The sequence below is a fragment of the Gammaproteobacteria bacterium (ex Lamellibrachia satsuma) genome (assembly GCA_019623805.1).
Classification (GTDB): domain Bacteria; phylum Pseudomonadota; class Gammaproteobacteria; order Chromatiales; family Chromatiaceae; genus QGON01.
In genome coordinates this window covers 3,507,804-3,534,471 of sequence record CP053680.1, presented here as the reverse complement: position 1 = coordinate 3,534,471, position 26,668 = coordinate 3,507,804, and the positions used below count along the sequence as shown (strand labels likewise).

Genomic DNA, 26,668 nt, shown 5'->3' with positions numbered 1-26,668 from the left:
CCAATGCAATACGCCATCCGCAAATTGATACTTGCCGGCAAAAGTTTGGGACAGTTAAACAGTTTCCGAAAAATCCTGTTTATCGCAGTTGATCCAGTCGGCATAAAACAGCAGAATATCGTGCAATGTAAGTCACCAGCCGAAAAACCGACCGTGATCCGTCGGCACCATTGCGATCCACTGCGATGCATTTCCTGACCCCTTTTGTACAAAATTCAACATAGTTCCGCTCACTGCAACTTCTCCTCGTATATGATTATTCAATATTTTCATCAACCCGCCGATTACATCGTAACTGCTCTACAGCTACGCTAAAATATGAAAGAATTCGCATTGCTTCTCAGCTACTACCTGCCCCCGCTACTTCTGATCTGGGGCATCTACCTGGGTCTGAAGAAGCTTAAACACCGTCATAGCCACTCAATCTGGCAAGAGGAATCTGAAGCTGGTCTGACCGAACCCGCCTCCCTGCATCCGGTGATAGATCCCAAACGATGCATGGGTTGCGGTACCTGCGTCATCGCCTGCCCCGAACAGAACAACCACCCAGTTCTCGGACTGATCGGCGGCAAGGCCCAACTAATCGCCCCCACCAACTGTATCGGCCATGGCGCTTGCAAAACCGCCTGTCCTTTTGATGCCATCACCCTGGTGTTCGGTACCGAACGGCGGGGAGTCGATATCCCGGTACTCAAACCCAATTTTGAAACCACCATGCCCGACATCTTCATCGCCGGGGAGCTGGGAGGCATGGGTTTGATCCGCAACGCCATCGAACAGGGATACAAGGCGCTCGACGCACTGATGGAAGACCACGACAAGCACCACTCCCATGACTACGACATTGTCATCGTTGGGGCCGGCCCGGCAGGTTTCTCCGCCGCGCTTCGGGCCCACGAATTGGGCTTGAAATACCTGGTGGTGGAGCAGGATTCTCTGGGAGGCACTGTGTTTCAGTTTCCCCGTGGCAAACTGGTGATGACAGCACCGGTGGAACTTCCCATAGTAGGCAAGGTAAAGTTTACCGAAACCACTAAGGAGGAACTCCTAGAATTCTGGAGCCAGGTGGAAAAGGAGACAGGAATCCACATCAACTACCAGGAGAAAGTGGAAAACATCGAGCCAGACGACAAGACTGGATACCGAATCACCACCTCGAAGGGCGAGTACAATACACTCAAGGTATTGCTCGCCATCGGCCGACGTGGCACTCCACGCAAACTCGGCGTTCCAGGGGAGGAACAGAGCAAGGTGGTCTACCGGTTGATTGACCCGGAACAATACCGTGGAGAACACGTCCTGGTGGTGGGTGGCGGTGACAGCGCCCTGGAGGCTGCCACCTCCATCGCGGAACAGCCGGGGACTACGGTCACCCTCTCCTACCGCAGCGGCTCCTTCTCCCGGGCCAAAAAGAAAAACCGGCAGAAAGTGGAAACTGCAGATGAGAATGGAACCCTGCAGGTCCTGATGAACTCGAACATCAAGTCATTCACCGAGAAACAAGTCACCATTGAACAACAGGAAGCGCTCATCGAAATACCCAACGATGCGGCTATCGTCTGCGCCGGCGGCATTCTGCCGACCGGATTCCTGAAACAGATAGGCATAGAAGTCGACACAAAACATGGCACCGCATGATCGCAGTCTCCGGCATTTCACGGGCTTTACCGCTACCCTGCTCTGCTCTCTTTTGCTCTCCATCACACCCCTGTCGGTTGTTGCGGAGACACTGGAAGAGGCACGAACCGCAGTGCGGATGCGCCAATTCGAGAAAGCGGTTGAGATCTACGAGCAACTGGCTGAGGCCGGAGATGCGAAGGCTCAATACGCCGTTGCCGGCATGTACCGGGCAGGAAAAGGGGTAAAAAAGGATTTTTCCAAGGCCTTCTTCTGGTTCGGCAAAGCAGCGGAGCAGGGTTTCGCCAAAGCCCAATACAACCTGGGCAACCTTTATGAGTATGGCTGGGGAGTCACTGCTGACCGGGAACAGGCCCTGCGCTGGTACCAGGCAGCTGCAGAACAGGGGCATCGCCAGGCAAAGCGAAAGGTTGAACAACTCGCCGCAAGCATGGCCGCAAAAAACGGTGAAGGTATTTCTGAAAGCATGATCGACGCATCGGCCTCCGGCGACCTGGGGCGTGTGCGTGAACTCTTGCGGCAAGGCGCAGATATCGACGCCACTGACTCAGATCAGCGCACCGCTCTCTACTCGGCGGTACTCAACGGGCATACACAAACTATCGCCGAGCTATTGAAATCGGGTGCCGATATCTCCATCGGAGACAGACTTGGCAATACACCGCTGCATACCGCCGTCCGTCTCGACCGGCTCGAAGAGACGCGTCTGCTGCTCAATGCCGGTGCCGACATCGAGCAACGGGATCCGGCAGGCAATACCGCCCTGATCCTTGCCGCCGGCAAGGGACTGACTGAAATCACAGCGCTGTTGATCAAGCGAGGTGCCAATCCAAGAGCCGACAATAAAAAAGGGCAGTCAGCCATGCAACTGGCCTGGCAGCGGAAACACCACAAAGTGGTGATCCAACTGGAACAGGCTGGAATAGAACGCCCAACACCTGCCAAACAGCGTGTCAGCAAACGGACACCACAACTCTCGGCCCTTTCTGACAGCTTGGTGGTTGCGGGCGAGGAACAGCCCTTTGCAGGCTGGCCAACCCTTAATATCGCGGCCTGGCGCGGCAGCGACTCCCTGGTCGACGCCCTGCTGGAAAAGGGTGCCGACATCAACGCCCAGGATCCCGAAGGCCTTACCGCCCTCGCCCGGGCGGCGTGGCAAGGACAGATAAAAATCTTGCAGCGGCTGCTGAATGCAGGGGCCAGTCCCGAAATCGCCACAGAAGAGGGAGCCACCCCCCTATTCCATGCGGCAACAAAAGGACAGATCAAGATTGTACGGGAGTTGCTCTCCCGAGGCGCAAAGGTTGATACGGCGCTGAATGACGGCACTTCGCCGCTACTAGCGGCAGTGACGAACGCACATCGGGATATTGTTTCGTTACTACTCGATCAAGGTGCAGCAGTCGATAGCAGGAAACTTGACGGCACAACCCCCCTCATGCTCGCCGCCAGCATGGAAAAGGCCGACTTTATCAGGATACTACTGGATGCCAAGGCCAATCCCGGCAGCGTCGACGACGCAGGGCACGATGCTCTTTGGTTCGCAGCAAAATCGGGAACCCTGGAAGGCCTGAAACTGTTATCGGCAAAGGAAGTCAACCTCCATCGCCAGTATCGGCAGAAAGAGACTCTGTTGATCCTCGCTGCATCCCGGGGCGAGACAGGCATGGTCGATGTCCTGATCAAGGACAACGGCAACATCGACCAGACAGGGAATACCGGCAATACGGCGCTGATGATGGCATCCCATCTCGGACACGAAAAGATCGTCGGTATGCTGCTGCAAAAGGGCAGCAATCCCGATCTGAGAAACCACAACGGCGACTCAGCCTTGATGCTAGCAGCGCGGGAGGGGCATCCAGCAGTCATCAAGCGGCTGCTTGCAGGCAAAGCCAATCCCAATCTGAGGAATAAAAAACGCGAACAGGCGGTTGATCTGGCCCGGCTCAATAACCACACGGCCATCGTCGAACAGCTGGAGCAGACAGAATCCGGAGCAGAGTGGCTCGATATGTTCCGCCTCTCACGCTGACCGGTTCAGGCTGGGTTCGCGACAGCGCTGCCTCCAGAGCCAAGTAGTAGAAACATGTACCGACAAGTAGTAGTTGGCGGTATAAAAACTCACCCCACCGCTGCCTATAATCCCTACTCAGGCACTATTTTCCCATTTGAGATGGGGTCGCAAAAGGGCGAAAGCACCATTCCCGCCCATCACCCCTCTCGGGCCCCATAGGCGCGAAAAGTCGTAAACCATGGTTTTGCGGATCACATCCATCCCTCCACTCAACCTGCTGCTGCTTTTATGGCTGGCGGCACCCTCTATTCCTGCAGCCACGCTCACCCCGGTCTTGCAAAACACCTTGACCGCCGCCCGCGCTACCGGGGATCTGCCGGTAATCATCCAGTTCAGTGACAAACTGAATATCCGGGCGCTTCGAAAAGAGGTAAAAGCGCTCGTCGGCGCTGATCGCCCAGAAGGTAGACGGGGGCACCGGGTTAAACGCCAACATGCAAAAAGAGCGCTGATCGTCGATACCATGAAGCGCAAGGCGCGCCGGGCCAAACGTCTGCTCAAACGTTTTCTCAAGGCGAAGGGAGAGCCACGGCCGTTGAAGTCACTATGGGCCATCAACGCCTTGGCAGGAGAGATCCCGGCATACCTGATCGAGGAGATGGCAGCCCTGCCCGGCGTGGAGCGCATCGCCATCGATAGTGTCTATACCCTGGCCGCCCCCGAGGGCAACCGCATCTCAGGACTACCCATGTGGAACCTGGAGAGTATCGGCGCAGTATCGCTTTGGGAGACTGGGCTCGAGGGACAGGGCATCGTGGTTGGGGTCATGGACTCCGGCGTCGACATGAATCACCCAGACCTGATCGATAACTGGCGAGGTGGTGACAATAGCTGGTTTGATCCTTACGGCCAGCACATTCTGCCGGTGGACTTTACCGGTCATGGCACCCAGGCTACCGGCGTGATTCTTGGCGGCGACGTCAGCGGTTACCAGATTGGCGCCGCTCCCGAGGCAGAGTGGATCGCCGCCCGTATCTTTGACGACACCAATCAGGCAACACTGAGCGCAATCCACCAGGCGTTTCAGTGGATGCTGGATCCCGATGGCGATCCCGAAACCGACGATGCGCCGGACGTGGTCAACAACTCCTGGGGTTTCGCCAACACAATCAACGAGTGCTACCAGGAGTTCGCCGAAGACATACGGCTACTGAAAGAAGCGGACATCTCGGTTATCTTCGCGGCGGGCAACTTCGGACCCAATGCCGAGTCGAGCATCAGCCCGGCCAACGATCCCACAGTAGTCTCCGTCGGCTCGGTGGACAGTTATAACGACATCGCTATTTCCAGCAGCCGGGGTCCCGGTGCCTGCGACGGCGGGACCTTTCCCAAACTGGTTGCCCCCGGTGAGAATATCTTCACCGCCGACAGACTGCCGCTTACCTATAACGTAGCCTCCGGCACCTCCTTCGCCGCACCCCATGTGGCTGGGGCTATCGCACTTCTTAAGAGCGCCTTCCCCACTGCCACCGTCTCCCAACTCGAAACTTCGCTGCTGGAATCCTCTATCGATATTGGCCCGGCAGGCGCAGACGGCGACTTCGGCTATGGACTGCTCAATGTGGCCGGCGCCTATGACTGGCTAATCGACGATCTCGGTCTGAGCGGGGCCGGCATCCTGATGTTTGGGGAGAAGGCCTACAGCATCGACGAAACGACGAAAACCCTGACCCTGACCCTATACCGCATTGGTGGCAGTGTGGGCGAGATCTCCGTGGATTTTCAGACCAACGACATCTCCGCCATCGGCGGCCTGGGCCACGACTACCTGGAAAGAGTCGACACGCTGGTTTTCAGCGACGGAGAGACCGCCCGCACTTTTGACATAACAATTCTGGACGATAGCGAAGACGAGATGGATGAGGGTTTCCAGGTCACCCTCTACAATCCCCAGGGAGGGGCAGTGTTGGGTGGACGCAGTAGCGTTCCCGTCACCATCCTGGATGACGACGGCCCCGGAAGTCTCGTATTCGAGGCCATCTCCTATGCTGTCAACGAGAGCCATCCCAAAGTCACTCTCTCCGTCCTGCGTCTGGGCGGCAGTTCAGGCCGGATTACTGTTGATTTCTCCACCCAAGGTGGATCGGCGACAGCGGGGGGCGATTTTGAAGCAAAGACAGGCACCCTGACCTTCGAAGAGGGCGTAACCAGTGCCTCGATCTCGGTAGACCTGCTGGACGACGACACATACGAAGGTAACGAGACGTTCGATCTGATCCTTTCGAATGCCACCGGCGGGGCCACGCTGGGAGTCTCGTCTACGTCCACGGTAAGCCTGTTGGATGACGACGCCGGAGAGACCTTGCCGACTTTCACATTCTCCGCCTCCCAGTACAATGTTGCTGAGTCTGACGGGCGAGTCGAAGTCACGGTACAGCGCCTGGGGGACAGTTCAGGTTCCTACTCGGTGTATTACAAGAGTGCGGCCGGCAGCGCCGTGGAGGGGAACGATTTCATCCAGATAGACGGCTCCCTTACCTTTCTTGGGGGAACGAACAGCCGCACTTTAGAGGTGGAGGTTCTGGATGACGGCACCTTCGAGTCTACCGAGACCTTCTCCCTGACGCTCTATAATCCCTCCAGCGGGTCTGCTCTGGGACAGACCTCCGCAACCCTGATCAGAATCGGTGACGACGACGCCCAACCCGGCGTCGGGCTCTCCAGTGCCAGCGTAAGCGGCGGTCTTTCCGGCGGTTCCACCAGCGGAAGCGCAGGGACACAGAGCCGCATTGCAGCCGGCGGCACGGCGCAAGAAGCTGACGGGGGCAAGGGACAGGCAGGATCTTTCAGCTTCTCCATCGGCAATTTCCTCGGGGTATTGGATGTCTATGTTGAGGAGTTGTTTAAGCCTGACGAAGAGACAGAACTGCAGGCCTCCGTCGATGTCGATGGTTCCATTCCAGCCGATGGGGACGGCGAGCCTCTACCCGACACTGATTGCAGCAAAGCTGAGAGCCTTGATCCCGACGAAATCGAAACAGCTGGAGACGGCATCAACCAAGACTGCAAAGGGCAAGAGCGGCAAATGGATCGTCAAAGCAAATCTTCAGACCCTGCAGAAGATGGAGCGACACCCTGACACCCAATCAACGAGATGAGTTACATAGCTCAGCAAATCGGTAGGAGCGGCGCCCCGCCGCGATCCAGACTCGAGACATGGCATCGCCGCGTGGCGCGGCTCCTACAAATAACACTGTCACACAAAGCACGGGAAATCAGCGCGCACCCCACTCCATGACCGGTACAAGTCGACCCCGTTCACCCGCAGCCACCCTGGCAATGTAGTACCCTTTGGAGAGGAAACGCTGCCCCGGGGCAAGGCTGATACGTGGATAGACTGAGGTATACGGGGCATTATCGACCATGTGTTCGATGCGTTCGATGAAGTAGTCCCTGAAGAAGTAACCACGGATATGTGTCATGGCGTCACCCGCTGCCTTGAGTGCGAAAAAGGCGTTTGCCTGAATCCGCTGCTGGTCTGAAGCATAAATCCGCTTTGCCCGCAGCCATCCCGTAGATCTGACAAGCAACCGCCGCATGCGAGACGGCAATTCATGAGGATGAACGAATCGGGTCTTCCCTTTCAACCCCTCAGGCAGGCTGCTGGCCCGGTCCCGGTAGAGGGTGGTAGAGAGATAGATCTGTTCAGGTCCATTTTTACCTTCCAGCCAAGGCTGGTAGGGCTGCAGGGCTTCATGGGACAGCCAGAGAACGGCCACGCTTCCCGGCCTGCCCTTCTCTGAGAGCGCGTCCACATCGCCACCCTTGGCATCCACGTTGATAGACGTAATAACGACACCCGCCTTTTCCAACTGCGCAGCGAAGGCTTCAGCAGCCGACTTCGACAATCGGTCAGTGCCATTATAGAGCTGGACGATCTTTTTCCTTTCCGGTTCTGCATTAAGCAGATAACGAGCCACGCCCTCCCCTTCCTGGATCACGCCTCTTGAAAAATAGAGGGAGTAGAAGTCCTGATCAGAATCTACAGGAAGATCGGTGGTCGGAAAGAGACATGGCAGTTGTTCGGCTTCGCAATAGTCGTGAATCGGCCGCCAGTCTCCGTTGACTGCACCGCTGATCACCGCAAAGACAGGCTGGCTGCGATAGTGTGCAGCCAATTGCTCCGGCCAGGTGCTCTCATCGCCTTTGAGTTCCCAGACATGGTGGCGCCACTTCCGATAGTTACCCATGATCCACTTCTTATGCCATGGCGGGTTGGCTGAGCGTTTACTCTCGTATCGGGTTTCGGTGTTTTTCTGCTGGAAGAAAACCCGCATGACATCAAGCAGCGCCTTGCGTTCCGCTTTCGGTAGCCTGTCGGATACGATGGTCGCAAAATGGACCTCGGTTTCGGTGACGCCGGGTGAAGGTTCACTGGATAACCCCTTCAGGTATTCGAGCAGAACATCAAGTTCCTCTTCCGTCAGCAGATAACGGGGCATATTGGGATCCAGCGCAGCACCATTGGCATCGACCCCTCTGAGGAGGGCTGCCTTCAGCGTCTCGTCATCGTAGGCTGGTCGCAATGTCGGTGCAGCTGGCGGTCGGCTGGTGGGGATCTGTAACGGGTTATAGAGCAGTTTACCGGTAACTGCCGGCACCACTTGCTGTCCCTCACTGGAACCCATGCCGCTACGCCGGTGGCAGGCGCCACACCTGACCTGCTCACCGGTAACCTTGACGTCACCCTGAATATAAGCGGTCATCGACTTCCCTGACGGCAGCACCCCCTCCAAGAACATCCTGCGGCCAAGTTCTCTCGGATCCACATCGTCAGCCAAAACAAGTTGGGCCTGAATCAGCAGTAATAACGGTAGCAGGCCCAGCAAAAAAAACAGAGTTGGTTTATACATCAAGAAAAGTTATCTCGCGGCTTCTTCAACGTGAAACCAGTTGCTCATACTCCTTGACGATATCGTCAGCACTGGCAATTCCCTCAATCCTGACCCAGGGTGAATCTCCATCAGCCCGCAGGAAGGTCAGGGGTTCGTGACTCATCTTTGTACCCCGGTAGGCATCGAAGGCCTTCTCGATAGCGATGATGTCTTCAACCCGGCCGGTCAGAAACCGCCATTGATCATCCGCTCCATAGAGACGGGCATACTCATTCAGTTTCTCTGGCGTATCATATTCCGGATCGATGGAGATCGAAACCATTGTCACATTCCGGCTCTCGGCTCCCAACGACTCCCGAACCTGGCTAAAGGTTGCAGACAACACGGGACAGATAGTGGTGCATGTGGTGAAGATGAAATTCAGCATCACCGGCTTGTCACCCTCCAGTTCTGTGACAAGTGATGTGGACTGACCATCCATGGAGACCAGCTCACGCTCCGGCATCCGGTAATTATGCTCTGTACGACTGTAGCCCTTGGAATTGGCGATAACCTGACGATAACGGAGCTGGTTTTCCTCGCTCCGGACACCACCAATGATTGTGGGAAACTCACGCTCTTTGGCAGCCGCCTCCCCTTGGGCGTGGAAGGCGCAATCCGGCTTCAGGGTTGCTGCGACACTATCCGCACCCGCTTCGTATAGAGACAGCAGACCGTTTGCCGATGACACTGTGGAAACCATGCCGGAACTCAATAGCCCAGCTAAGAGTAACGTCCTGAATCCGCCACCCATCAATTTTACCGCACTCAATCTGATTCCTGTCATCGACTCTCTCCTGATGTTCCTTAACCATACCCCTAGCAGCAAGACTAATAACCAGCCTCCGATGCCACCACCGCCACCCGAAGAAGTCTGGGGCGTTGTGGGTGTCGAAGTAGGCACGATGGCAACGCCGCCGGGATCCTCGATCTCACCATTGGCACTACCGTCAAAGTCATTGCCACCTCCATCCTCTATCAGCAGTTGTACACAGTAGTGCCCTTCATGCAGTCCAGCGACGTAAGTCACATCCCCCGGAGCCGGGCAAATTCCCAACCCTCCCGGTGCTGAGGAGACGCTGTTTCTGTCATCAACCACGAAGTCGTGCCAGCCCACATCATCGTTATAGAGACGGTAGACCGCGTTGGCCGGAATCGCCTCATGCACAGGTATGACGATACGTACCGACTGACCGACATAGGCAAGCCCTTTGATTTCGAACTCGAAGATACCGCCTACATGAGCGTAGGCATCCTGCGGATCCGCCACACCACCACCGGAACTGTTAACCCGATCAATGAACTCCTGCTCATCCAGGTCGGCAGAGTAGTCTTCATCTCTGATCTTCTCCTCTGAGAGCTCCAGCTTAAGACCAGGCTCTGTGATCAGCAGGAAGTCATCAGGATCTCCATTCTGACCGGCGAGGATATAGTCGTCGTCATGGGGATCGAGATAATCCGGGATACCGTCTTCATCCTCATCTTCATCGCCTTCATCAAAGTCACTGGCACCATCGCCGTCGGAGTCGGAGTCATCGTCGTCAAAAATCAGGGCAGATGCACGTACCCTGACCGACTTATCCACCGTGGTGGCATCGCCGGCGAAATCGGTCACACTGACTACCACCTTGTAGACTCCATCCATCAAACCCGACGGATCAAAGGTAACGGTATTGGGTTGCGCCCCAGGCTGTAGGGCCAGTCCGGTATCGCTTTGACTCCAGTCGTAAGTATGGGTGTCAGCCTGATTAGGATCGCTCACTACTGCAGTGACTGTCACTTGGCCTGCATCAGCAAATACCGTCGCTGTGGTCGTGTTGTTCTGCGAGCCGGTAATGCTCACCACAGGAGGCAGATTTATCTCTGTCACGTTCACATCGATGGTATGCACATTTTGCGCACCGAACGTGGCATTGGCACCTGTATTCAGCATCGTAACCTCTACCCTGGCGACACCGGCATTCTGAATCAGATATTGAATATTCGCCTGATTCGAAGGCACTGCGGCGGCGGCGATGTTTACTGATCCAGTCGTTTGCGTCACTGTCCCGCCAGCTGCGTCAAAGTCCGTGATCTGGTAGTCGATCACTACCGGATACCCGGGCGCATCGCCGTTGAGAAAGACGGGGATGTCAACTGTCGATCCCGGGTTTGCCACCTGGTCGACACCTAAATTGACCATGGGCAGCACATCAACCGTCTGTACTTCAGAGGCCATATTTGAACTGCTGTCAATGGCGCGCCAAGTGATCAGATGACGCCCCGGCGCAAACGGCCCGGTCAGATCGGACACTGGAATCACAGCGCCATCGACATCATCCTCTGCTGTCACCACCCCGAGATCAACCGAAGTGAACGGTCCCGTTGAGGGAACGGAAATCACCGGTTCCTGAATCGTGATGACCGGTGCTACCCCGTCATCGTCATCGGTGATGGTCACAGTTGCAGAGGCCAGACCAAGGTTGGCATCCACCGGATTGGAGAGGTTCACCACAAAGGTCTCACTCGGCTCCCAAACGGTATCGCCGGTTGGGGTGAGTGTGAGAGTCTTGCTCAGTTCACCATCAAGGAAGGTCAAGGTACCGTTGATAGCCGTATAGTCACCCGGTGCTGTAGCTGTTCCATCCACTGTTGGATAGTCAACGGATACAGTTCCGTCCGAACCACCGGTGCGGTCCACGGTCAGCGTAACAGCGGGACCACTCTCGGGCAGGGTTGCAGTGGCGCTGCTCAGGTCCAGGGTACCGGCACTGCGTGGATCATCATCGGTGATGGTTACTGTGGCAGTGGCCAGGCCCAGGGATGCATCCACAGCATTACTCAGGGTCAGGGTGAAGTCTTCACTTGGCTCCCAGGTCGTATCATCGATTGGGGTCAGCGGGATCGTCTTGCTGGTCTCTCCGTTGAGGAAGGTCAGGGTACCGTTGAGAGCAGTGTAATCACCAGGCGCGGTGGCAGCGCCATCCGCTGTTGCGTAGTCCACGCTTACCGTACCGTCCGAGCCGCCAGTACGGTTCACGGTCAGGATCACCGCAGGACCGCCCTCTGGCAGGGTCACTGTAGTGCTGTTCAGGGCCAGGGTACCTGCATTTTGCGTATCGTCATCACTGATGGTTACTGTGGCAGTAGCCAGGCCCAGGGATGCATCCACAGCATTACTCAGGGTCAGGGTGAAGTCTTCACTTGGCTCCCAAGTCGTATCATCGATGGGGGTCAGTGTAACTGTCTTACTGGTCTCTCCGTTGAGGAAGGTCAGCGTACCACTGATGGTCGTGTAGTCTCCCGGTGCAGCGGCAGTGCCATCTGCTGTGGCGTAGTCCACCGTTACCGTACCGTCAGAGCCGCCTGTACGATCTACAGTCAGCGTGACAGCTGGACCACTCTCTGACAGGGTCGCAGTGGCACTGCTTAGGGCCAGGGTGCCTGAAGTCCGTGTATCGTCATCACTGATGGTTACTGTGGCAGTGACCAGTCCCAAGGTGGCATCCACTGGATTGAAGAGGGTCAGGGTGAAGTCTTCACTTGGCTCCCAAGTCGTATCATCGGTTGGAGTCAGTGTGACTGTCTTGCTGGTCTCTCCGTTGAGGAAGGTCAGGGTACCGTTGAGAGCAGTGTAATCACCAGGCGCGGTGGCAGTGCCATCCGCCGTGGCATAGTCCACACTTACCGTACCGTCAGAGCCACCAGTGCGGTTCACGGTCAGAATCGCCGCAGGACCACTCTCTGGCAGGGTCACTGTAGTGCTGTTCAGAGCCAGTGTGCCGGCATTGCGTGGATCGTCATCGGTAATGGTCGCCGTGGTATTGGTCTGCCCGCCCAGGGTAGCATCCACCGGATTGGAGAGGGTCAGGATGAAGTCTTCACTTGGCTCCCAGATTGTGTCATCGATTGGGGTCAGCGGGATCGTCTTGCTCGTTTCTCCGTTGAGGAAGGTCAGGGTGCCGCTGAGGGCGGTGTAGTCACCGGCCGCGGTGGCAGTGCCATCCGTCGTTGCATAGTCCACGCTTACCGTACCATCCGAACCGCCAGTGCGGTTCACAGTCATGATCACAGCAGGACCACTCTCTGACAGGGTTGCAGTGGGGCTGCTCAGGGCCAGGGTGCCGGCATGGCGCGGATCGTCATCGGTGATGGTTACCGTGGTGCTACTCTGGGCGCCCAGGGTGGCGTCCACTGGATTGGAGAGGGTCAGGATGAAGTCTTCACTTGGCTCCCAGGTCGCATCATCGATGGGGGTCAGTGTGACTGTCTTACTGGTCTCTCCGTTGAGGAAGGTCAGCGTACCACTGATGGTCGTGTAGTCTCCCGGTGCAGCGGCAGTGCCATCTGCTGTGGCGTAGTCGACCATTACCGTACCGTCCGAACCGCCGGTGCGGTTCACGGTCATGTTCACCGCAGGACCACTTTCCGACAGGGTCACTGTAGTGCTGTTCAGGGCCAGGGTACCGGCATTGCGAACGTCGTCATCGGTGATGGTCACTGTCGCAGTGGCCAGGCCCAGAGTGGCATCCACCACATTGCTCAGGGTCAGGGTGAAATCTTCACTTGGCTCCCAGGTCGTATCACTGGTCGGGGTCAAGGTCAGCGTCTTACTCAGTTCGCCATCAAGGAAGGTCAGAGTGCCATTGAGGGCGGTGTAGTCACCGGCCGCGATGGCAGTGCCATCCGCAGTGGCGTAGTCAACCGTAGCCGAGCCGTCCGAACCGCCAGTACGATCCACAGTCAGCGTGATAGCGGGACCACCCTCTGACAGGGTTGCAATCGCACTGCTCAGGGCCAGGGTACCGGCACTGCGTGGATCATCATCAGTAATGGTCACTGTGGCAGTGGCCAGGCCCAGGGTGGCATCCACTGGATTGGAGAGGGTCAGTGTGAAGTCTTCACTCGGTTCCCAGGTCGTGTCATTGATGGGGGTCAGCGGGATCGTCTTGCTGGTCTCTCCGTTGAGAAAGGTCAGCTTGCCGTTGAGGGCGGTGTAGTCACCCGGTGCAGCGGCGGTGCCATCTGCTGTAGCGTAGTCAACCGTTACCGTGCCATCCGATCCGCCGGTGCGATTCACGGTCATAATCATCGCAGGACCGCCCTCCGGCAGGGTCACTGTAGTGCTGTTCAGGGCCAGTGTGCCGGCATTTCGTGGATCGTCATCGGTGATGGTTACCGTGGTGCTGGTCTGGGCGCCAAGGGCGGCATCCACCACATTGGTCAGGGTCAGCGGGATCGTCTTGCTGGTCTCACCGTGCAGGAAGTTCAACGTGCCACTGGCCGCAGTGTAGTCACCAGGTGAAGCGGCTGTACCGTTTGCCGTGGCGTAGTCAACAGATACCGGGCCATCGGTGCCGCCAGTGCGGCTTACTGTCAGGGTCAGTCCACCAGCCGCATTCTCAGCAACACTCTCCGTGGCAGTACTCAGGGCCAAGGTACCCGCATTGCGGGTGTCGTCATCGGTAATGGTTACCGTGGTGGTGGACAAGCCCAGGCTGGCATCAACCACATTACCCAGAGTCAGGGTAAAGGTCTCACTCGGCTCCCAGGTCGCATCATTGGCCGGAGCCAACGTCAGGGTCTTGCTCAGTTCACCATTGAGGAAGGTCAGTGTGCCGTTGATCGCGGTGTAGTCTCCCGGTGCAGCAGCGGTGCCATCTGCCGTGGCGTAATCGACCCTTACTGTGCCGTCCGAACCACCTGTACGATCCACAGTCAAGGTGATAGCGGAACCACCCTCCGACAGGGTTGCAGTAGCACTGCTAAGGGCCAGGGTGCCTGAAGTCCGTGTATCGTCATCGGTGATGGTTACCGTGGTGCTGGTCTGGGCGCCAAGGGTGGCATCCACCACATTGGTCAGGGTTACGGTGAAGTCTTCATTCAGCTCCCAAACGGTGTCGCTGGTTGGAGTCAGCAGGATCGTCTTGCTGATCTCTCCTTCGAGGAATGTAAGAGTACCGTTGATAGCCGTGTAGTCGCCCGGCGCATTGGCGGTGCCATCTGCTGTGGCGTAATCAACCGTTACGGTGCCATCGGAGCCGCCGGTTCGATCTACGGTCACTGTGATAGCGGGACCACCCTCTGACAGGGTCGCAGTCGCACTGCTCAGGGCCAGGGTACCGGCATTACGGACGTCGTCATCGGTGATGGTGACCGTGGTGCTGGTCTGGATACCCAGGGTGGCATCCACCACATTGCTCAGGGCCACGGAGAAGTCTTCGCTCGGCTCCCAAGTCGTGTCGTTGGTCAGGGTCAGCGGGATCGTCTGGCTCAACTCTCCATCGAGGAAGGTCAGGGTGCCGGTAGCCTGGGTGTAGTCACCCGGTGCAGCGGCTGTGCCATCTGCTGTGGTGTAGTCAACCGTTACGGTACCATCCGAACCGCCGGTGCGGCTTACCGTCAGTGTGATACCGCCAGCGGCATTCTCCGCAACGCTCTCGGTTGCAGTACTCAGGGCCAGGGTGCCCGCACTGCGCGGATCGTCATCGGTGATGGTCACTGTCGCAGTAGCCAGACCAAGGGTGGCATCAACCGGGTTAGAGAGATTCAGGGTGAAGTCTTCACTTGGCTCCCAGGTCGTATCACTGGTTGGGGTCAAGGTCAGGGTCTTGCTCAGTTCACCATTGAGGAAGGTCAGTGTGCCGTTGAGCGCAGTGTAGTCGCCCGGTGCAGCGGCGGTGCCATCTGCTGTGGCGTAGTCAACCGCTACGGTGCCATCGGAGCCGCCGGTTCGATCTACGGTCACTGTGATAGCGGGACCACCCTCCGACAGGGTTGCGATAGCGCTACTCAGGGCCAGGGTGCCGGCATTGCGCGGATCATCATCGGTGATGGTGACCGTGGTGCTGGTCTGGGTACCCAGGGTGGCATCCACCACATTGCTCAGGGTGACGGTGAAATCTTCACTCGGCTCCCAGGTCGTGTCGTTGGTCAGGGTCAGCGGGATCGTCTGGCTCAGCTCACCATCGAGGAATGTCAGGGTGCCGGTAGCCTGGGTGTAGTCACCTGGTTGCAGCGCGCTGCCGTCCGCCGTCGCATAATCAACAGAGACCGGACCATCGGTGCCACCGGTGCGGCTTACTGTCAGCGTGATACCGCCAGCGGCATTCTCCGCAACGCTCTCGGTTGCAGTACTCAGGGCCAGGGTGCCGGCACTGCGCGGATCGTCATCGGTGATGGTCACTGTCGCAGTAGCCAGACCAAGGGTGGCATCCACCGGGTTAGAGAGATTCAGGGTGAAGTCTTCACTTGGCTCCCAGGTCGTATCACTGGTCGGGGTCAAGGTCAGGGTCTTGCTCAGTTCACCATTGAGGAAGGTCAGTGTGCCGTTGAGCGCAGTGTAGTCGCCCGGTGCAGCGGCGGTGCCATCTGCCGTGGCGTAGTCGACCGTTACTGTGCCATCGGAGCCGCCGGTTCGATCTACGGTCACTGTGATAGCGGGACCACCCTCTGACAGGGTCGCGGTCGCACTGCTCAGGGCCAGGGTACCGGCACTGCGCGGATCGTCATCGGTGATGGTTACGGTCGTAGTGGCCTGTCCCAGGGTGGCATCCACCACATTGCTCAGGGTGACGGTAAAATCTTCACTCGGCTCCCAGGTCGTGTCGTTGGTCAGGGTCAGCGGGATCGTCTGGCTCAGCTCACCATCGAGGAATGTCAGGGTGCCGGTAGCCTGGGTGTAGTCACCTGGTTGCAGCGCGCTGCCGTCCGCCGTCGCATAATCAACAGAGACCGGACCATCGGTGCCACCGGTGCGGCTTACTGTCAGCGTGATACCGCCAGCGGCATTCTCCGCAACGCTCTCGGTTGCAGTACTCAGGGCCAGGGTGCCGGCACTGCGCGGATCGTCATCGGTGATGGTCACTGTCGCAGTAGCCAGACCAAGGGTGGCATCCACCGGGTTAGAGAGATTCAGGGTGAAGTCTTCACTTGGCTCCCAGGTCGTATCACTGGTCGGGGTCAAGGTCAGGGTCTTGCTCAGTTCACCATTGAGGAAGGTCAGTGTGCCGTTGAGCGCAGTGTAGTCGCCCGGTGCAGCGGCGGTGCCATCTGCCGTGGCGTAGTCGACCGTTACTGTGCCATCGGAGCCGCCGGTTCGATCTACGGTCACTGTGATAGCGGGACCACCCTCTGACAGGGTCGCGGTCGCACTGCTCAGGGCCAGGGTACCGGCACTGCGCGGATCGTCATCGGTGATGGTTACGGTCGTAGTGGCCTGTCCCAGGGTGGCATCCACCACATTGCTCAGGGTGACGGTAAAATCTTCACTCGGCTCCCAGGTCGTGTCGTTGGTCAGGGTCAGCGGGATCGTCTGGCTCAGCTCACCATCGAGGAAGGTCAGGGTGCCGGTAGCCTGGGTGTAGTCACCCGGTGCAGCGGCTGTGCCATTTGCAGTGGCGTAGTCAACAGAGACCGGACCATCGGTGCCACCGGTGCGGCTTACTGTCAGCGTGATACCGCCAGCGGCATTCTCCGCAACACTCTCGGTGGCAGTGCTCAGGGCCAGGGTGCCCGCACTGCGCGGATCGTCATCGGTGATGGTGACCGTGGTGCTGGTCTGGGCACCCAGGGTGGCATCCACCACATTACTCAGGGTGACGGTGAAGTCCTCACTCGGCTCCCAGGTCGTGTCGTTGGTCAGGGTCAGCGGGATCGGCTTGCTCAGTTCACCGTCGAGGAAGGTCAGGGTGCCGGTAGCCTGGGTGTAGTCACCCGGCTGCAGTGCGCTGCCATCTGCTGTGGCGTAGTCAACCGTTACGGTGCCATCAGAACCGCCGGTGCGGCTTACCGTCAGGGTGATGCCGCCAGCGGCATTCTCCGCAACACTCTCGGTGGCAGTGCTCAGGGCCAGGGTGCCCGCACTGCGCGGATCGTCATCGGTGATGGTGACCGTGGTGCTGGTCTGGGCACCCAGGGTGGCATCCACCACATTACTCAGGGTGACGGTGAAGTCCTCACTCGGCTCCCAGGTCGTGTCGTTGGTCAGGGTCAGCGGGATCGTCTTACTCAACTCGCCGTCGAGGAAATCCAGCGTGCCACTGGTCGCAGTGTAGTCACCCGGTGAAGCGGCTGTGCCATTTGCAGTGGCGTAGTCAACAGATACCGGACCATCGGAACCACCGGTGCGGCTTACCGTCAGAGTCAGTCCACCCGCTGCGTTCTCAGCAACACTTTCTGTCGCAGTACTCAGGGCCAGGGTGCCCGCATTGCGGGTATCGTCATCGGTGATGGTTACGGTCGTAGTGGCCTGTCCCAGGGCGGCATCCACCACGTTACTCAGGGTGACGGTAAAGTCTTCGCTCGGTTCCCAGGTCGTATCGTTGGTCAGGGTCAGCGGGATCGTCTTACTCAACTCGCCGTCGAGGAAGGTCAGGGTGCCGGTAGCCTGGGTGTAGTCACCCGGCTGCAGTGCGCTGCCGTCCGCCGTCGCATAATCAACAGAGACCGGACCATCCGAACCGCCGGTGCGGCTTACCGTCAGTGTGATACCGCCAGCGGCATTCTCCGCAACACTCTCGGTGGCAGTGCTCAGGGCCAGGGTGCCCGCATTGCGGGTATCGTCATCGGTGATGGTTACGGTCGTAGTGGCCTGTCCCAGGGCGGCATCCACCACGTTACTCAGGGTTACGGTAAAGTCTTCGCTCGGTTCCCAGGTCGTATCGTTGGTCAGGGTCAGCGGGATCGTCTGGCTGGTCACACCATCGAGGAAGGTCAGGGTGCCGGTAGCCTGGGTGTAGTCACCCGGCTGCAGTGCGCTGCCGTCCGCCGTCGCATAATCAACAGAGACCGGACCATCCGAACCGCCGGTGCGGCTTACCGTCAGTGTGATACCGCCAGCGGCATTCTCCGCAACACTCTCGGTGGCAGTGCTCAGGGCCAGGGTGCCCGCACTGCGCGGATCGTCATCGGTGATGGTGACCGTGGTGCTGGTCTGGGCGCCCAGGGTGGCATCCACCACGTTACTCAGGGTTACGGTAAAGTCTTCGCTCGGTTCCCAGGTCGTATCGTTGGTCAGGGTCAGCGGGATCGTCTGGCTGGTCACACCATCGAGGAAGGTCAGGGTGCCGGTAGCCTGGGTGTAGTCACCCGGCTGTAACGCGCTGCCGTCCGCCGTCGCATAATCAACAGAGACCGGACCATCGGAACCGCCGGTGCGGCTTACCGTCAGGGTGATGCCGCCAGCGGCATTCTCCGCAACACTCTCGGTTGCAGTACTCAGGGCCAGGGTGCCCGCACTGCGCGGATCGTCATCGGTGATGGTGACCGTGGTGCTGGTCTGGGCGCCCAGGGCGGCATCCACCACGTTACTCAGGGTTACGGTAAAGTCTTCGCTCGGTTCCCAGGTCGTATCGTTGGTCAGGGTCAGCGGGATCGTCTGGCTGGTCACACCATCGAGGAAGGTCAGGGTGCCGGTAGCCTGGGTGTAGTCACCCGGCTGTAACGCGCTGCCGTCCGCCGTCGCATAATCAACAGAGACCGGACCATCGGAACCGCCGGTGCGGCTTACCGTCAGGGTCAGTCCACCCGCTGCGTTCTCCGCAACGCTCTCGGTTGCGGTACTCAGGGCCAGGGTGCCCGCACTGCGGGTATCGTCATCGGTGATGGTGACCGTGGTGCTGGTCTGTGCACCCAGGGTGGCGTCCACCACGTTACTCAGGGTGACGGTGAAGTCCTCGCTCGGCTCCCAGGTCGTGTCGTTGGTCAGGGTCAGCGGGATCGTCTGGCTGGTCACACCATCGAGGAAGGTCAGGGTGCCGGTAGCCTGGGTGTAGTCACCCGGCTGCAGTGCGCTGCCATCTGCTGTGGCGTAGTCAACCGTTACGGTGCCATCAGAACCACCGGTGCGGCTTACCGTCAGGGTGATGCCGCCAGCGGCATTCTCCGCAACACTCTCGGTGGCAGTGCTCAGGGCCAGGGTGCCCGCACTGCGCGGATCGTCATCGGTGATGGTGACCGTGGTGCTGGTCTGGGCACCCAGGGTGGCATCCACCACATTACTCAGGGTGACGGTGAAGTCCTCACTCGGCTCCCAGGTCGTGTCGTTGGTCAGGGTCAGCGGGATCGTCTGGCTGGTCACACCATCGAGGAAGGTCAGGGTGCCGGTAGCCTGGGTGTAGTCACCCGGCTGCAGTGCGCTGCCATCTGCTGTGGCGTAGTCAACCGTTACGGTGCCATCAGAACCACCGGTGCGGCTTACCGTCAGGGTGATGCCGCCAGCGGCATTCTCCGCAACGCTCTCGGTTGCAGTACTCAGGGCCAGGGTGCCGGCACTGCGCGGATCGTCATCGGTGATGGTCACTGTCGCAGTAGCCAGACCAAGGGTGGCATCCACCGGGTTAGAGAGATTCAGGGTGAAGTCTTCACTTGGCTCCCAGGTCGTATCACTGGTCGGGGTCAAGGTCAGGGTCTTGCTCAGTTCACCATTGAGGAAGGTCAGCGTGCCGTTGATCGCGGTGTAGTCTCCCGGTGCAGCGGCGGTGCCATCTGCCGTGGCGTAATCAACCGTTACCGTGCCGTCAGAGCCACCCGTACGATCTACGGTCACTGTGATAGCGGGACCACCCTCTGACAGGGTCGCAGTCGCACTGCTCAGGGCCAGGGTACCGGCATTACGGACGTCGTCATCGGTGATGGTGACCGTGGTGCTGGTCTGGATACCCAGGGTGGCATCCACCACATTGCTCAGGGTGACGGTAAAATCTTCGCTCGGTTCCCAGGTCGTGTCGTTGGTCAGGGTCAGCGGGATCGTCTGGCTCAGCTCACCATCGAGGAATGTCAGGGTGCCGGTAGCCTGGGTGTAGTCACCCGGCTGCAGTGCGCTGCCATCTGCTGTGGCGTAGTCAACCGTTACGGTGCCATCAGAACCACCGGTGCGGCTTACCGTCAGGGTGATGCCGCCAGCGGCATTCTCCGCAACACTCTCGGTTGCAGTACTCAGGGCCAGGGTGCCCGCACTGCGCGGATCGTCATCGGTGATGGTGACCGTGGTGCTGGTCTGGGCGCCCAGGGTGGCATCCACCACATTGCTCAGGGTTACGGTGAAGTCCTCACTCGGTTCCCAGGTCGTGTCGTTGATCAGGGTCAGCGGGATCGTCTGGCTGGTCACACCATCGAGGAAGGTCAGGGTGCCGGTAGCCTGGGTGTAGTCACCCGGCTGTAACGCGCTGCCGTCCGCCGTCGCATAATCAACAGAGACCGGACCATCGGAACCGCCGGTGCGGCTTACCGTCAGGGTGATGCCGCCAGCGGCATTCTCCGCAACACTCTCGGTTGCAGTACTCAGGGCCAGGGTGCCCGCACTGCGCGGATCGTCATCGGTGATGGTGACCGTGGTGCTGGTCTGGGCGCCCAGGGCGGCATCCACCACGTTACTCAGGGTTACGGTAAAGTCTTCGCTCGGTTCCCAGGTCGTATCGTTGGTCAGGGTCAGCGGGATCGTCTGGCTGGTCACACCATCGAGGAAGGTCAGGGTGCCGGTAGCCTGGGTGTAGTCACCCGGCTGTAACGCGCTGCCGTCCGCCGTCGCATAATCAACAGAGACCGGACCATCGGAACCGCCGGTGCGGCTTACCGTCAGAGTCAGTCCACCCGCTGCGTTCTCAGCAACACTTTCTGTCGCAGTACTCAGGGCCAGGGTGCCCGCACTGCGGGTATCGTCATCGGTGATGGTGACCGTGGTGCTGGTCTGTGCACCCAGGGTGGCGTCCACCACGTTACTCAGGGTGACGGTGAAGTCCTCGCTCGGCTCCCAGGTCGTGTCGTTGGTCAGGGTCAGCGGGATCGTCTTACTCAACTCGCCGTCGAGGAAATCCAGCGTGCCACTGGTCGCAGTGTAGTCACCCGGTGAAGCGGCTGTACCGTTAGCAGTGGCGTAATCAACAGAGACCGGACCATCGGAACCACCGGTGCGGCTTACCGTCAGGGTCAGTCCACCCGCTGCGTTCTCCGCAACGCTCTCGGTTGCGGTACTCAGGGCCAGGGTGCCGGCACTGCGCGGATCATCATCGGTGATGGTGACCGTGGTGCTGGTTTGGGCGCCAAGGGTGGCATCCACCACGTTACTCAGGGTCACCGTGAAGTCTTCACTCGGTTCCCAGGTCGTATCGTTGGTCAGGGTCAGCGGGATCGTCTTACTCAACTCGCCGTCGAGGAAGGTCAGGGTGCCGGTAGCCTGGGTGTAGTCACCCGGCTGTAACGCGCTGCCGTCCGCCGTCGCATAATCAACAGAGACCGGACCATCGGAACCGCCGGTGCGGCTTACCGTCAGATTCAGTCCACCCGCTGCGTTCTCCGCAACGCTCTCGGTTGCGGTACTCAGGGCCAGGGTGCCCGCACTGCGGGTATCGTCATCGGTGATGGTTACGGTCGTAGTGGCCTGTCCCAGGGCGGCATCCACCACGTTACTCAGGGTTACGGTAAAGTCTTCGCTCGGCTCCCAGGTCGTGTCGTTGGTCAGGGTCAGCGGGATCGTCTGGCTGGTCACACCATCGAGGAAGGTCAGGGTGCCGGTAGCCTGGGTGTAGTCACCCGGCTGCAGTGCGCTGCCATCAGCCGTCGCATAGTCAACAGAGACCGGACCATCGGTGCCGCCGGTGCGGCTTACCGTCAGGGTGATGCCGCCAGCGGCATTCTCCGCAACACTCTCGGTGGCAGTACTCAGGGCCAGGGTGCCCGCATTGCGGGTATCGTCATCGGTGATGGTTACGGTCGTAGTGGCCTGTCCCAGGGCGGCATCCACCACGTTACTCAGGGTTACGGTAAAGTCTTCGCTCGGCTCCCAGGTCGTGTCGTTGGTCAGGGTCAGCGGGATCGTCTGGCTGGTCACACCATCGAGGAAGGTCAGGGTGCCGGTAGCCTGGGTGTAGTCACCCGGCTGTAACGCGCTGCCGTCCGCCGTCGCATAATCAACAGAGACCGGACCATCGGAACCGCCGGTGCGGCTTACCGTCAGGGTGATGCCGCCAGCGGCATTCTCCGCAACACTCTCGGTTGCAGTACTCAGGGCCAGGGTGCCCGCACTGCGCGGATCGTCATCGGTGATGGTGACCGTGGTGCTGGTCTGGGCGCCCAGGGTGGCATCCACCACATTGCTCAGGGTTACGGTGAAGTCCTCACTCGGTTCCCAGGTCGTGTCGTTGATCAGGGTCAGCGGGATCGTCTGGCTGGTCACACCATCGAGGAAGGTCAGGGTGCCGGTAGCCTGGGTGTAGTCACCCGGCTGTAACGCGCTGCCGTCCGCCGTCGCATAATCAACAGAGACCGGACCATCGGAACCGCCGGTGCGGCTTACCGTCAGGGTGATGCCGCCAGCGGCATTCTCCGCAACACTCTCGGTTGCAGTACTCAGGGCCAGGGTGCCCGCACTGCGCGGATCGTCATCGGTGATGGTGACCGTGGTGCTGGTCTGGGCGCCCAGGGCGGCATCCACCACGTTACTCAGGGTTACGGTAAAGTCTTCACTCGGTTCCCAGGTCGTATCGTTGGTCAGGGTCAGCGGGATCGTCTGGCTGGTCACACCATCGAGGAAGGTCAGGGTGCCGGTAGCCTGGGTGTAGTCACCCGGCTGTAACGCGCTGCCGTCCGCCGTCGCATAATCAACAGAGACCGGACCATCGGAACCGCCGGTGCGGCTTACCGTCAGGGTCAGTCCACCCGCTGCGTTCTCCGCAACGCTCTCGGTTGCGGTACTCAGGGCCAGGGTGCCCGCACTGCGGGTATCGTCATCGGTGATGGTGACCGTGGTGCTGGTCTGTGCACCCAGGGTGGCGTCCACCACGTTACTCAGGGTGACGGTGAAGTCCTCGCTCGGCTCCCAGGTCGTGTCGTTGGTCAGGGTCAGCGGGATCGTCTGGCTGGTCACACCATCGAGGAAGGTCAGGGTGCCGGTAGCCTGGGTGTAGTCACCCGGCTGCAGTGCGCTGCCATCTGCTGTGGCGTAGTCGACCGTTACGGTGCCATCAGAACCACCGGTGCGGCTTACCGTCAGGGTGATGCCGCCAGCGGCATTCTCCGCAACACTCTCGGTGGCAGTGCTCAGGGCCAGGGTGCCCGCACTGCGCGGATCGTCATCGGTGATGGTGACCGTGGTGCTGGTCTGGGCACCCAGGGTGGCATCCACCACATTACTCAGGGTGACGGTGAAGTCCTCACTCGGCTCCCAGGTCGTGTCGTTGGTCAGGGTCAGCGGGATCGGCTTGCTCAGTTCACCGTCGAGGAAGGTCAGGGTGCCGGTAGCCTGGGTGTAGTCACCCGGCTGCAGTGCGCTGCCATCTGCTGTGGCGTAGTCAACCGTTACGGTGCCATCAGAACCGCCGGTGCGGCTTACCGTCAGGGTGATGCCGCCAGCGGCATTCTCCGCAACACTCTCGGTGGCAGTGCTCAGGGCCAGGGTGCCCGCACTGCGCGGATCGTCATCGGTGATGGTGACCGTGGTGCTGGTCTGGGCACCCAGGGTGGCATCCACCACATTACTCAGGGTGACGGTGAAGTCCTCACTCGGCTCCCAGGTCGTGTCGTTGGTCAGGGTCAGCGGGATCGGCTTGCTCAGTTCACCGTCGAGGAAGGTCAGGGTGCCGGTAGCCTGGGTGTAGTCACCCGGCTGCAGTGCGCTGCCATCTGCTGTGGCGTAGTCGACCGTTACGGTGCCATCAGAACCACCGGTGCGGCTTACCGTCAGGGTGATGCCGCCAGCGGCATTCTCCGCAACACTCTCGGTGGCAGTGCTCAGGGCCAGGGTGCCCGCACTGCGCGGATCGTCATCGGTGATGGTGACCGTGGTGCTGGTCTGGGCACCCAGGGTGGCATCCACCACATTACTCAGGGTGACGGTGAAGTCCTCACTCGGCTCCCAGGTCGTGTCGTTGGTCAGGGTCAGTGGGATCGGCTTGCTCAGTTCACCGTCGAGGAAGATCAGGGTGCCGGTAGCCTGGGTGTAGTCACCCGGTTGCAGCGCGCTGCCGTCAGCCGTCGCATAGTCCACGGTCACAGTACCGAAACTTCCTCCGGTGCGACTTACTGTCAGTGTGATACCACCAGCTGCATTCTCCGCAACGGTCTCCGTAGCAGTACTCAATGCCAAAGTACCCGGACTGGGTGGGGGTTCGTCATCGGTGATATCAATGGAAGCCGTCGTCGTGGTGCCAAGTGCCGCCCCCCCACCAGGATTGGAGAGGGTAATCGTGAAACTCTCGCTGCCTTCGTAAACTAAATCGTCAAGCAGGTTTATGGTAATAACTTTGCTGTATTCGTTCTCGGCAAATGTCAGAGCACTATTGACTGCCTGATAGTCACTACCTGAGGTCGCTGTCCCGTTTGATGTGGCATAGTCAACGGTTATCGCACCAAAACTACCCCCTGTGCGGTTTACTGTTACGTTTACGGTACCGTCATTTTCGTTAACTGCGTAGTTTGCTGCACTCAAATCCAGCGTACCTGCCGGGAAGGTTCCCACAGGGGCACCGATAGATGCCGTGTCGGCAAAGATAAGACGTACATCAGTATTATTGGGATCGTCTATAACCCGAACGTCAAGTGTTGTGAACCCAGCATCATCGATAAAACCCAGAAACTTCCAGGTCGTCAGCACTGTCGCCTCTTCACCCGCAAAACCAACTCCCCCGCCGTTGGTGGTGAAAGTCACCTTACTGCCGTTCTGGCTACCCTTGTACCAAGCACCAAACCCATGGAGATTGTTGAGAGTCGTCGCAGCATCTGTCTTCAGGTAGAAACCGTCCGGATCCGTATGACCGGTGGCAGTGCTATTTAAGGTGTGCAAAGCATACCCGGAATGACCGACAGACGTTGTCTGCAGAAAGGTGTTTGTGGTGCCGTTACTCTCCGTCCAGGTCAGGCCGTTGTTTGTGAGGCTTACTACAGGAAAGGTTTCAGTCGCCACCCAGTCGGGACTGTCGAAGCCTTCGTTGGCAACTTCGTAACCCAGGGTTGCCAGATCCGCGAGGTAAAGTGTTTCGTTTGTATAGGTGGTTACCGCTGCCTGGGCATTGGATGCACCAAGCAATAGAGCCGCTCCCAGCAGAGTGAAAATTATTCTTTGGCCAATCACGATCGAACCCTCACGCTTTTCACCCCACCCTTCCGCAACTGTATCTGAACGGAGATGGATACTTAATTATAAATTCATGCACCGCCGCAATTTGGTGCGCTTCTTACAGAGTCCCAACTGGTACTCTGCCGGTATCTTGTTATTTATCCGGTGCCTTAATAACTTCCGGCTATCCGAAAAAAACTGCGCGGAGAAGAAGCAAAAAGCTTCAACCCCGCCGTACAGTCAATGGCAACACTCTTTTTTAAAAAGATTTATTTGTTGCCCATTCCATTTGCGCATACTTGTATCGCACGCTTACTCACGCCTCCCGTTGGCGTCGCTATTCCTTTTTCTCTTTACAACACATTTACAGAGAACGTACTTCAATTGACGCTAACTCCATCAACGCGAAAGTCACCAATCACGATCGCTACTGTCTCGCCAGATTTAACATGACGATCAGGATTGCCGAACATGATGTAGTAGTTGCGATCAGGCTTGATATTCTTACCGCGGTTTGTTGGACGAAATGCCCCGACTTTTGCCGCCATCGGAACCGGCAGTTTGATGTTGGTACGATCGGTGATGATATGAGGTTTGATACGATGATCGAAAAGTAGAATTGACTTCTCCGCATCCAACACACGGAAACGGAAATCCATCATGTATCCCCCCGCACTCAGGTTGAGGCTGATAAGACGAACCCCCCAGCGCTCCTCCAGCATTTTCGCCTGCTTTTCATCGATGATCTGTGGTTGTACAACTACCGGTGCAACAGGTGGCTTCCAGTCAATTTTCCTCTCCTTTATCACCACCGCATTGTTGTTTGCCTTCACCAGTCCGGCATCACCCGTCTGTTGCCCGGAGGACAACGTGCCGGCTTCAGCCAAACCGGGAAGGTTGTACAGAAGAACCAAGACGAATATGACCAGAGCCAGAACCATAAGAATCAACGCAGCAGATCCGCCATCATCCTTAAATTCATTCGACTTCTGGGATTCCGCCGATATAGAAGATTGTGGCATTTCCGACTCCTCTTTCTTACTCATGATAAAA

At 58.6% G+C, this 26,668-nt stretch carries 6 protein-coding genes; 3 read left to right on the top strand and 3 right to left on the bottom strand.

The annotated features are described in order from the left end of the window. The first annotated feature begins 318 nt into the window (after nucleotides 1-318). The 3 genes from HPY30_15365 to HPY30_15355 all read left to right on the top strand — a co-directional run bounded on the left by HPY30_15365 (nucleotide 319) and on the right by HPY30_15355 (nucleotide 6,791). Entirely contained in the window at nucleotides 319-1,638 is a 1,320-nt protein-coding gene (locus HPY30_15365; protein QYZ67238.1) for an NAD(P)-binding domain-containing protein, read from the top strand. Next, nucleotides 1,625-3,670: a hypothetical protein gene (locus tag HPY30_15360; GenBank protein QYZ67237.1), complete on the top strand. Its 2,046-nt coding sequence runs from the start codon at nucleotides 1,625-1,627 to the stop codon at nucleotides 3,668-3,670. The genes HPY30_15365 and HPY30_15360 overlap by 14 nt, the downstream gene beginning before the upstream one ends. Nucleotides 3,671-3,890: 220 nt before the next feature. Then, nucleotides 3,891-6,791, top strand: a complete 2,901-nt coding sequence (locus tag HPY30_15355) for a S8 family serine peptidase (GenBank protein QYZ67236.1) — start codon at nucleotides 3,891-3,893, stop codon at nucleotides 6,789-6,791. A gap of 136 nt (nucleotides 6,792-6,927) precedes the next feature. Here the strand turns inward: HPY30_15355 and HPY30_15350 are convergent, their stop codons facing one another. The 3 genes from HPY30_15350 to HPY30_15340 form a co-directional block, all read right to left on the bottom strand. Continuing rightward, on the bottom strand, nucleotides 6,928-8,565 hold the full coding sequence (locus tag HPY30_15350; protein QYZ67235.1) for a hypothetical protein: 1,638 nt from the start codon (nucleotides 8,563-8,565) through the stop codon (nucleotides 6,928-6,930). Nucleotides 8,566-8,590: 25 nt separating this feature from the next. Further along, the gene (locus HPY30_15345; protein QYZ67234.1) at nucleotides 8,591-25,630 is read right to left on the bottom strand and encodes a hypothetical protein; all 17,040 of its coding nucleotides are present in this window, start codon (nucleotides 25,628-25,630) and stop codon (nucleotides 8,591-8,593) included. 365 nt (nucleotides 25,631-25,995) lie between these two features. Beyond that, a complete protein-coding gene (locus HPY30_15340) occupies nucleotides 25,996-26,661 on the bottom strand; it encodes a hypothetical protein (protein QYZ67233.1) in 666 nt (221 codons plus the stop codon). Nucleotides 26,662-26,668: the final 7 nt, after the last annotated feature.

Excerpts from the sequence above, each read along its gene's own strand:
- HPY30_15365 (QYZ67238.1), top strand. The coding sequence starts at position 319 with ATGAAAGAATTCGCATTGCTTCTCAGCTACTACCTGCCCCCGCTACTT.
- HPY30_15340 (QYZ67233.1), bottom strand. The coding sequence starts at position 26,661 with ATGAGTAAGAAAGAGGAGTCGGAAATGCCACAATCTTCTATATCGGCG.
- HPY30_15360 (QYZ67237.1), top strand. The coding sequence starts at position 1,625 with ATGGCACCGCATGATCGCAGTCTCCGGCATTTCACGGGCTTTACCGCT.
- HPY30_15350 (QYZ67235.1), bottom strand. The coding sequence starts at position 8,565 with ATGTATAAACCAACTCTGTTTTTTTTGCTGGGCCTGCTACCGTTATTA.
- HPY30_15355 (QYZ67236.1), top strand. The coding sequence starts at position 3,891 with ATGGTTTTGCGGATCACATCCATCCCTCCACTCAACCTGCTGCTGCTT.